Consider the following 9,490-nt stretch of genomic DNA (forward strand, 5'->3'; position numbering starts at 1 on the left):
CGTGGTTAGCGAACGAACAAAAAAGGGCGGCTCCGAGCCGCCCTTTTTCGTAAGGCACATTGGGGAAGACGTCAGGCATTTCCAAACGCGGCCGCGCCATGATCGGCCCGCCCGACCAGTTGCCGGAAGCCCGCGAACAGCTCGCGCCCGAAGCCGAACTCGTTGCCGATGAGGTCGGCTTCCGCCGTGCGGCGCAGCGCGAATTCCGTCCCCGGCACCAGCACTTCCAGCGTGCCGGCATCGGCGTCTAGCCGGATGATATCGCCGTCATGGATCCTGGCGATCGGTCCGTCCTCGACCGCTTCCGGCGTCACATGGATCGCTGCCGGCACCTTGCCGGAGGCGCCCGACATGCGCCCGTCGGTCACCAGCGCCACGCGCTGGCCGCGGTCCTGCAGGATGCCGAGCACGGTGGTCAGCTTGTGCAGTTCCGGCATGCCGTTGGCCTTCGGCCCCTGGAAGCGGATCACGGCGATGAAATCGCCGGTAAGCTGGCCGGCCTTGAAAGCGTCGTTGAGGCCCTGCTGGCTGTCGAACACCTTGGCCGGCGCCTCGATGACGCGACGTTCGGGCTTGACCGCAGAGGTCTTGATCACGGCATGGCCGAGATTGCCGGCCAGCACTTTCAAGCCGCCGGTCGGCTGGAACGCTTTCTTGACCGGCGCCAGCACCTTCTCGTCGCCGCTGTTGAGCGGCGCCGCTTCGCGCACGACGCTGCCGTCATCGCCAAGCCTCGCCTCGACCGCGTAGGGCCGCAGGCCTTCGCCCCACACCGTCTGCACATCCTCGTGCAACAGGCCTTCGTCGAGCAATTCGCGGATCAGGAAGCCGAGCCCGCCTGCCGCGTGAAAGTGGTTCACGTCGGCAAGCCCGTTCGGATAGACGCGCGCGAGCAGCGGCACGGCCTCCGACAGGTCGGAAATGTCCTGCCAGGTCAGCGCGATGCCGGCGGCGGCGGCCATGGCTATGAGGTGGATCGTGTGGTTGGTCGAGCCGCCAGTGGCGTGCAGACCGACGACCCCGTTGACGACCGAGCGCTCGTCGATCATGCGCCCGACCGGCGTATAGGCATTGCCGAGCGCGGTGATCGCCAGCGCGCGCTTTGCCGCTTCCCTGGTCAGCGCGTCGCGCAGCGGCGTGCCCGGATTGACGAAGGAGGCGCCGGGCGTGTGCAGGCCCATGATCTCCATCAGCATCTGGTTCGAATTGGCGGTGCCGTAGAAGGTGCAGGTGCCCGGCCCGTGATAGGATTTGGACTCCGCTTCCAGCAGTTCGGCGCGGCCGACCTTGCCTTCGGCATAAAGCTGGCGGATCCTGGCCTTCTCGTCATTCGCGAGACCGGTCGTCATCGGCCCGGCCGGGATGAAGACGGCAGGCAGATGCCCGAAGGTGAGCGCTGCGATCACCAGCCCGGGCACGATCTTGTCGCAGACGCCGAGGAAGACGGCGGCGTCGAACATGTTGTGCGACAGGCCGATCGCCGCCGCCATCGCGATCACGTCGCGTGAGAACAGCGACAGCTCCATGCCGGGCTGGCCTTGGGTGACGCCGTCGCACATCGCCGGCACGCCGCCGGCGACCTGGGCGATACCGCCTGCCTCGCGCGCGGCTTCCTTGATCAGTGCCGGGAACGTCTCGAAGGGCTGATGCGCCGACAGCATGTCATTGTAGGAGGTGATGATGCCGAGGTTCGGCACGCGGTCGCCCCCGAGCGCGATCTTTTCGGATGGGCTGCACACGGCAAAGCCGTGGGCGAGATTGCCGCAGCCCAGCACCGCGCGGTTGGCGGTGCGGCTGGAAGCCTCCGCGATACGGCCGAGATAGGCTTCGCGGCCGGCCCTCGAACGTTGGCGGATGCGTTCCGTGATGGTTTCGATGTCGCGTCTGGCTGTCATGGTCCGTCCTTTCGAGCCCGGCAACGTCCTCCCTCTGCCGCCGGGCTGTCCTCATCTGAAATCAGGGTGCCCAGAACACCTCTATCGGTCTAGGCGCCGCCTCGATCACTCTGCGGATGGGCTTCTTCGCGCCAGGACTCATCGCGCCGTTGAACACGGCGCGCTTGTCCTCGCCTTCGATGTGGAGCGCGACGAAGCCGGCGGCGACGATGCGCGCCATCGACAGCGTGAGCCGCGGCTCGCCCCCGCTTGCCGCATGCACCGGTAGCACGATCCGCCGCGAGGCCGGGTCGAGCAATTCCTCGAGATTGCCGGCATCCGGGAAGAACGACGCCGTATGGCCATCGCCGCCCATGCCGAGGACCACCACGTCGAGCGGCCAGGGCAGCGCCCGCAGCGCTTCGCTATCCATCGCGGCTGCATCCTCGATGCTCGCCGCCTCGTGGTAGAGCGGCACGAAGCGCGCCGCAGCGGCCTTGTTCTGGAGCAGGTTCGCCGCCACCAGCCCGGCATTCGAACGCGGCGAGGACGGCGGCACGAAGCGCTCGTCGACCAGCGTCACGGTGACCTTGTCCCAGGTGATGGGCGCGGTCGACAGCGTGGCGAACAATTTCGCCGGCGTGGTGCCGCCAGACACTGCGAGCAGCGCTGTGCCGCGTTCCGCGATGGCGCTGTCCAGCCGGTCGGCAATCTGTCCGGCCAGCGCCGTCGCCAGGTCCTGGCGATCGGCAAAGCCGTTCCAGCCGTAGCGGACTTGGCTCAATTGCTCTCGTGCCATGTTCGTCCGTCACGTTCGATGAGCGCGATCGAGGCCGACGGCCCCCAGGTTCCGGCGGTATAGCCCTGAGCTTCCTGCCGGGCGCTTTCCCAGGCGTTCTGGATCGGGTCGATCCATTTCCAGGCAGCCTCGACTTCGTCGCGGCGCATGAACAGCGTCTGGTTGCCGCGCACCACATCCATGATCAGTCGCTCATAAGCGTCCGGCGCACGACCTTGGAAGGACTGCGCGAAGCTCATGTCGAGCGAGATCTGGCGCAGCCGCATGCCGCCCGGCCCCGGATCCTTGATCATTATGAACTGCTTCACCCCCTCGTCCGGCTGCAGGCGGATGACCAGCTGGTTGGGGAAGATCGGCCCGGCGCTGTCGCCGAAGATGGAATAGGGGATCGGCTTGAACTCGATGACGATTTCCGAGACGCGGGTGGCGAGCCGTTTGCCGGTCCTCAGATAGAAGGGAACGCCGGCCCAGCGCCAGTTGCCGATCTCGGCCTTCACGGCGACGAAGGTCTCGGTGTTGCTGTCCTTGCCGAGCTCCTCGACATAGCCCTTGACAGGCCCGCCGGCCGAGGCGCCGGCGCGATACTGGCCGCGCACGGTGTGCTTCGGCGCCTCGTTGCCGTTGATGCGCTTCAGTGCCCGCAGCACCTTCAGTTTCTCGTCGCGCACCGCGTCGGCGTCCATCGACGACGGCGTTTCCATGGCCACCAGGCAGAGCAGCTGCAGAATGTGGTTCTGCACCATGTCGCGCAACGCGCCTGCCTTGTCGTAGTAGGTGACGCGATCCTCGAGACCAACGGTCTCGGCGACCGTGATCTGAACATGGTCGATCTGGGCGGAGTTCCACAACGGCTCGTAGAGCGCGTTGGCAAAGCGCAGCGCCATCAGGTTCTGCACCGTTTCCTTGCCGAGATAGTGGTCGATGCGGAAGATCTGGCTTTCGTGGAAATCGTCACCGACAGCGTCATTGAGCGCCCGCGCCGAGGTGAGGTCGCGGCCGATCGGCTTTTCCAGCACGATGCGCGAGTTCGGCGTGATCAGCTTGTACTCCTTGAGCTGGTGCGAAATGTCGCCGAACAGCGCCGGCGCCACCGCAAGGTAGAAGGCGCGGATGCGGTCGCTGTCGCCGATTGCTTTCTTCAACTTGTCGAAGCCGGCGCCAGTGGTTGCGTCCGCCGACACGTAGGAGAGCCTTGCCAGGAATATCTCCAACTCCTTCGGATCGATATCGGCAGGCTTCACATGATCTGATATCGCCTTCTTGGCGAAGCCCTGGAATTCGGCATCGGTCATTTTGGCGCGCGAGGTGCCGATGATGCGCGTCGGCTCGGAGAACTGGTGGCCGCACTGGCGATAGTAGAGCGATGGCAGGAGCTTGCGTTCCGACAGGTCGCCGGTGCCGCCGAAGATGATGAAGTCGAATGGGTCGACAGGGATGATCTGGCTGGTCATGGTCAGTCCGATTTGATGCCGGGCGCCGGCAGCGTGGTTGGTATATTCTAATCGATTTAAATTTTCCAGTGCCATGGTGTCACATGCGAGGACCAATGGCTTGCACTTGCATCGGTCCACATGTTTCCCGACACTCACGCCGCCGGCAGGCCTGTCGGCAAGCCATGGCTTCCGGAAGCGTTCGCGGCTGCAGCATAGAACGCGAATGTGACGAAAGCTAAGGGAGATGTAGCCTGGCGCGCGACGTGCCGGGCGGCAGATGGAAAAATCACGTCAAGCTGCGGAATCCAAAGAGCAGGAAAACCATGCGTCTGGAAAACAAAGTCGCCGTCATCACCGGCGCAGCGTCGGGCTTCGGCGAAGGCATGGCCAAGCGCTTTGCCGAAGAGGGCGCGCGCGTGATCGTCGCCGACCTCAACGCCAGGGGGGCCGAGCGGGTGGCCGAAGAGATCGGCGAGAGCGCCATCTGGATCCAGACCGACGTTTCCCTGCGCTCCGAATTCGACGAGATGATCTATGCCGCCAAGAGCGCCTTCGGTCGCATCGACATCATGGTCAACAATGCGGGCTTCACCCATCGCAATGGCGATATGCTCGGCGTCGATGAGGAAACCTTCGATCTGATCACCGCCGTCAACATGAAGGCGATCTACCACGCGGCGCTTGCCGTCGTGCCGATCATGGACCGCCAGGGCGGCGGCGTCATCCTGACCACGGCCTCCACGGCCGGGCTTCGGCCGCGGCCGGGCCTGACCTGGTACAACGCCTCCAAGGGCTGGGCGATCACCGCCACCAAGTCGATGGCCGTCGAGCTGGCGCCGAAGAACATCCGCGTCAACTGCCTCTGCCCGGTCGCCGGCGAGACCGGCATGCTGGAGAAGTTCATGGGCGCCGACACGCCTGAGATCCGCGAAAAGTTCCGCGCCTCGATCCCGCTCGGACGGCTCTCGACACCGCTCGACATCGCCAACGCGGCGCTGTGGCTGGCCTCGGATGAAGCCGCCTTCATCACCGGCGTGGCGCTGGAGGTCGATGGCGGGCGTTGTATCTGAGCCGCTCCTGGAAGCACATCGCGGTTTCCGCTCCTGGTTGCGGTGAACGAACGGATTGGCGCCGTCCGGCCGAGCTCCAGTTTGACTTGATGGTCCGCCGAAGGAATAACGGATCGGGGTAAGGGAAACTGGCGGGTGGTTAAGCTCAGGCTGCGCGAAATTGGCAACGACCTCGGCTGGCGATTGCGTCGCTATCGGGCAGAGCGTGCACGTGCGCGAAGCAAGGCGACCTTCATCGGCATAACCGGCAGCTCCGGCAAATCGACGGCAACGAGCTTGCTTGGTCATATCCTGGCCAGTCACGGCAAGGTCTATACCCAAGTTCTAGCCAACACGCTCAAGGCGCTTGTCCGCACGCTCTACAAGCGGATGAAACGTGCGGGCAAGGTCGACTATGTCGTCTTCGAAGCCGGCGCGTTTGAGCCCGGCTCAATCCGGTCGATGGCGCAGATGCTGAAGCCGGACGTAGCGGTCGTAACGATGGTCAGGCTGGAGCACGTCACTCAATTCCGGACCCTGGATGCTGTCGCCCAGGAAAAGAGAGCGCTGGTTGAGGTGTTGTCGCCGGGCGGACTCGCGATCTTGAACGCCGACGACCCGCATGTGCTTGATATGGCTTCGGGCGCAAGGTGCCGCGTGGCGACTTTCGGTCAGTCGGAAGCCGCGGACTATCGTGTAACAGACATCCATGCCGCCTATCCGGACCTGCTCAGATTTTCACTTCGCTGGCGCGGCGGCGACATAGACATGCAGACACGATTTCCTGGCGAGCACTTCTGGCTGCCGGCGGCGGCCGCCGCCGTCACGGCGCTGGAACTTGGTGTCCCGCCGGAAAAAATCGCCGCAAGGACAGCATCCTTCGAACCTCTAGCCAACCGCTGCACGGTGCTGGTGACCGATCGGGGTCCACAGTTCATAGTCGATGCCGCCAAAGCGCCCTGGCATTCGCTGAACATTGCGTTCGAGATGATGGCCAAAGCCAAGGCCGTTCGCAAACGGATCGTCGTCGGACAGATTTCCGACTACACCGGTTCGTCGAGAAAATATGGCGCTGCTTACGGTATCGCGCGCGACGTCGCCGACGAGGTCATCTATACCGGCGACAATGCCCATCGCTCACGCGCCAGCCAGGCGGATCGGGACAGTGGCCGTTTGATCGAGCTTCGCACCCCGAAGGAAGTCTCCGATCACATCAAGCAGACGGCTGTCCCCGGAGAACTGATCCTGCTGAAGAGCTCCGGCAATCTTCATCTGGAGAGGGTCGCGCTTGCCTGGACGCACGATGTCAGATGCTGGATACCAGCGTGCGGCAAGAAGGAAGGGTGTTCCACTTGCGGCCTCTACGAAGTGCCGTTCGAGGAACACAAGTCCTTCGTGGCAAATCGCCGACTTGAACGCAGAAGACGCCGTTTCGGATGGCTGCTTGGCCTCACGCGCCGGTCTTGACGTAGCTTTTGTAGACCCAGCCGTGCTTGCCGTTATAGACGATCTCGCACCATTTCTTACAATTCATCACCTGCACCGATGCCTTGGCCGGCACCGTGGTGATTGCGGCGGCACCTTTCTTCGGGCCTGAGCGCATGGTCACGGCCCTCAAGACGCGCCCGTTTGCGGCCGCGCTGGCTTTTTGAGCTTTCGGCTCAGGCTGCGCCGAGCTGTCTGTCGCTGCCGGCTGCGTATCTGGAACCTGCGGCTTGGCTTCGGGAATGGCGGCGGTTTGGGCGCCATCCATCGTGTCGCCCGGCTTCTTCGCTGCCGCTGCTGTCTCGCTGGCGGAACCGGTGACCTGCGACAGCGCGTTCGCGGCGTCGTTCTCGGCATCGGCCTCGGCAAAGGCGGTATCGGTCGATTGCGCGGGGGCCGCGCCGGCGGCCTGCTTGGATGGAGCTGGCTGGTTCTCGGCCGGGGCAGGCGGCGTCTTGGCGTCGGGAGCCGTCCAGCGGGGGTTATTTGATGCCAGGGCCGGAATATTGGCTTCGCGGGCCGCCGTCGTGGGCGTTACCGCGTCTCCCTTGCGCGCGGCCTGCGGCGCCGTCGCCACGGTCACCGCCGCTGCCGCCGGAGCGACTTTCGTGGTCTTCACCGGAATCGCCGGAACGGTCTGCTCGGCACTCGCCGCGGCCACTTGCCGGTCGCTGCCCGGAAAGCATAGCCATAGCGCCACCGCGGCCACGCCGATCAGCGCGGCGGTGCCGACCGCTGCAATGACCAGATGCGCGTTCGACTGTACCTTCTGCCAGAAGGATGGCCGTACGTTATAGCCGAACTGCATTGTGAAGCGCTGCCGTTCCGGCGCGCCGAAACTGAAGGGCTCGTTCACTCAAACCACCTCCAACAAGCGGGCCGACGTTCTTTCGATCATTGCCGTAACGATCGGCTTCGATCAGCATCGGTCCCTAAATCACTGCGGACAAAGCCCGCGAAATCCCCGGATTTTCGCCCATGATCGCACCTTTTACTGCTGATTATGGCATGAGTGAGCCAAATTGCGAAATTCTGCGTGCCTATTAAGGCTTCCACAACCTGCCGCGTGGAAGCCGCCGGCGTCGAATCGGCGGCTTCGGCTGGGCAGCCAGCTTTAAATCCTGTCACGCAACGCGAACCAATTCAGCGCCAGGAACAAGAGCGGCGCGCGCAAACGCCGGCCGCCTGGGAAGGCGGGGATTTTCAGATCCTCGATCAGTTTCAAGCGGTCGCGATTGCCGGCAACGGTCTCGGCATAGAGCTTGCCGAAGAAGTTCGACAGCATGACGCCGTGGCCGGAATAACCGCCCATCGAAATCACTCTCGGCATCACTTCGCGTACGAACGGCTTTCGCGGCACCGTGATGCCGACATAGCCGCCCCAACCATGCGTGATCTCGACATCCTTAAGGTCGGGGTAGAGTTCGGCGATCTGCCTTCGGATGTGAATATGGATGTCCTTCGGATCGTTGACGGCATAGATCTCGCGGCCGCCGAACAACAGCCGGCCGTCCTTCGACTTGCGGAAATAGCGCACCACGAAGCGGGAATCATCGACCGACTCGCCGCCCGGCAGCACCTTGGAAGTGGCGCCGAGCGGCACGGTCGCGCCGATGAAGGAACCGATCGGCATGATGTGCGCCGCGCTCACCGGCTCCAGATTGCCGCCATAGGCATTGACCCCGACCAGGCATTTGTCGGCTGTGATCGTGCCCCTGGGCGTCGTGACCGTCACCTTGCCGCCATTGGAAACGATGCCGGTGGACGGCGTCTGCTCGAACAGATGCGCGCCGGCGGCGGCCGCCACCTTCGCCGTGCCGACCACCAGTTTCAGCGGGTGGATGTGCCCCGTGCCGGTGTCGCGCGTGCCGCCGAAATAGCGTGTCGAGCCCAGCCTTTCCGCGGTTTCCGCCGCGTCCATGAAGCTTATATGCGGGTAGCCGAAGCGGCTCGCCATGATCTCGGCGTGGCGCCTGTAGTCGTCGACATAACGCCGCTTGTGCGCCACCGAAAGCTGACCCGGCATATAGTCGATGTCGATCGCGTTGGCGGCGGCGAAGTCCAGCAGATGCGCCTTGGCTTCTTCGGCCAGGTCGAACAGCGCCTTGGCGCGGGAAAGGCCGTATTCGGCTTCCAATTCCTCCGCCCAGGCGCGCTGGCCGGTGCCGAGCTGCCCGCCATTGCGCCCCGACGCGCCATCGCCGAAGCGATAGGAATCGATCAGCACGACATCCGCGCCGGCCTTCGCCAAATGCGCGGCTGCCGACAAGCCAGTGAAGCCGCCGCCGATGATGACGACGTCGCAAATACGGTCGCCGTCGAGAGCCGGATATTCAGGCCGGGATCCGACCGTGTCCTCATACCAGGAACGACCGGGGGAGATGGGGGATTGGTAGGACATGATGCTCGGGAGTAGGGGAGTAGGGGAGTAGGGGAGTAGGGAGTAGGGATAGCTAGTCGGCTGCCAATTTTCGAATCAAAAGTCGAAGAAGCTTGCCGACACTTTCGGTGCTGGCCAGCAGTGTGGCCGTCGTTTGTTGTGACGCGATACCGGTACGTTCCGCGATCAGAAGCTGAGTTTCCAATTCCTTCAGCGATCCTTGAGCAATGCGGAGAAATTGCTGATAGGAACCTCGAATCTCTCTGCCGTAACCCTCCGCTATATTTGAGGGCACTGAAGTTGCGGAACGACGCACTTGGCTGGTAAGTCCATAGAGCTCGTCCTTCGGCCAGGATCTCGTCGCGCTGTAGACCGACACAGCCAAATCCATCGCCTGCTGCCAAACCACTAAATCCTTGTAGGAGCCTGTTTTTTCAGCCACCGTCCCTACTCCCCTACTCCCCTACTCC

Annotated in this window: 8 protein-coding genes; 2 read left to right on the plus strand and 6 right to left on the minus strand. The window is 63.7% G+C overall.

Going from position 1 to position 9,490, the window contains the following annotated elements; genetic code table 11:
- Nucleotides 1-71: 71 nt before the first annotated feature.
- From edd to zwf, 3 genes are all read right to left on the minus strand, one after another.
- Nucleotides 72-1,895, minus strand: coding sequence for a phosphogluconate dehydratase (gene edd, locus LB526_RS28810; protein WP_224630576.1), 1,824 nt, complete (start codon nt 1,893-1,895; stop codon nt 72-74).
- A gap of 61 nt (nt 1,896-1,956) precedes the next feature.
- Nucleotides 1,957-2,673 (minus strand): 6-phosphogluconolactonase, encoded by a 717-nt coding sequence (pgl, locus tag LB526_RS28815; protein WP_140847465.1) that lies wholly within the window; start codon nt 2,671-2,673, stop codon nt 1,957-1,959.
- Nucleotides 2,655-4,124, minus strand: coding sequence for a glucose-6-phosphate dehydrogenase (gene zwf, locus LB526_RS28820; protein WP_140847468.1), 1,470 nt, complete (start codon nt 4,122-4,124; stop codon nt 2,655-2,657). Before zwf ends, pgl begins: the two co-directional genes overlap by 19 nt.
- A gap of 305 nt (nt 4,125-4,429) precedes the next feature.
- Here zwf and LB526_RS28825 point away from each other — a divergent pair, with 305 nt between their 5' ends.
- Complete coding sequence (locus LB526_RS28825; protein ID WP_140847471.1) at nt 4,430-5,176, plus strand: SDR family oxidoreductase; 747 nt, start codon at nt 4,430-4,432, stop codon at nt 5,174-5,176.
- A gap of 135 nt (nt 5,177-5,311) precedes the next feature.
- Nucleotides 5,312-6,622, plus strand: a complete 1,311-nt coding sequence (locus LB526_RS28830) for a Mur ligase family protein (RefSeq protein WP_140847474.1) — start codon at nt 5,312-5,314, stop codon at nt 6,620-6,622.
- On the opposite strand, the gene LB526_RS28835 is transcribed toward LB526_RS28830, so the two are convergent.
- From LB526_RS28835 to LB526_RS28845, 3 genes are all read right to left on the minus strand, one after another.
- The gene (locus LB526_RS28835; RefSeq protein WP_140847478.1) at nt 6,606-7,496 is read right to left on the minus strand and encodes an SH3 domain-containing protein; all 891 of its coding nucleotides are present in this window, start codon (nt 7,494-7,496) and stop codon (nt 6,606-6,608) included. The two genes, LB526_RS28830 and LB526_RS28835, sit on opposite strands and share 17 nt — an antisense overlap.
- Before the next feature lie 258 nt (nt 7,497-7,754).
- Nucleotides 7,755-9,041, minus strand: a complete 1,287-nt coding sequence (locus LB526_RS28840) for an NAD(P)/FAD-dependent oxidoreductase (RefSeq protein WP_224544204.1) — start codon at nt 9,039-9,041, stop codon at nt 7,755-7,757.
- Between the two features lie 52 nt (nt 9,042-9,093).
- The gene (locus LB526_RS28845; protein WP_263483507.1) at nt 9,094-9,411 is read right to left on the minus strand and encodes a four helix bundle protein; all 318 of its coding nucleotides are present in this window, start codon (nt 9,409-9,411) and stop codon (nt 9,094-9,096) included.
- Nucleotides 9,412-9,490 lie beyond the last annotated feature (79 nt).

The organism is Mesorhizobium sp. CA6 (assembly GCF_020165035.1).
Lineage (GTDB): Bacteria > Pseudomonadota > Alphaproteobacteria > Rhizobiales > Rhizobiaceae > Mesorhizobium.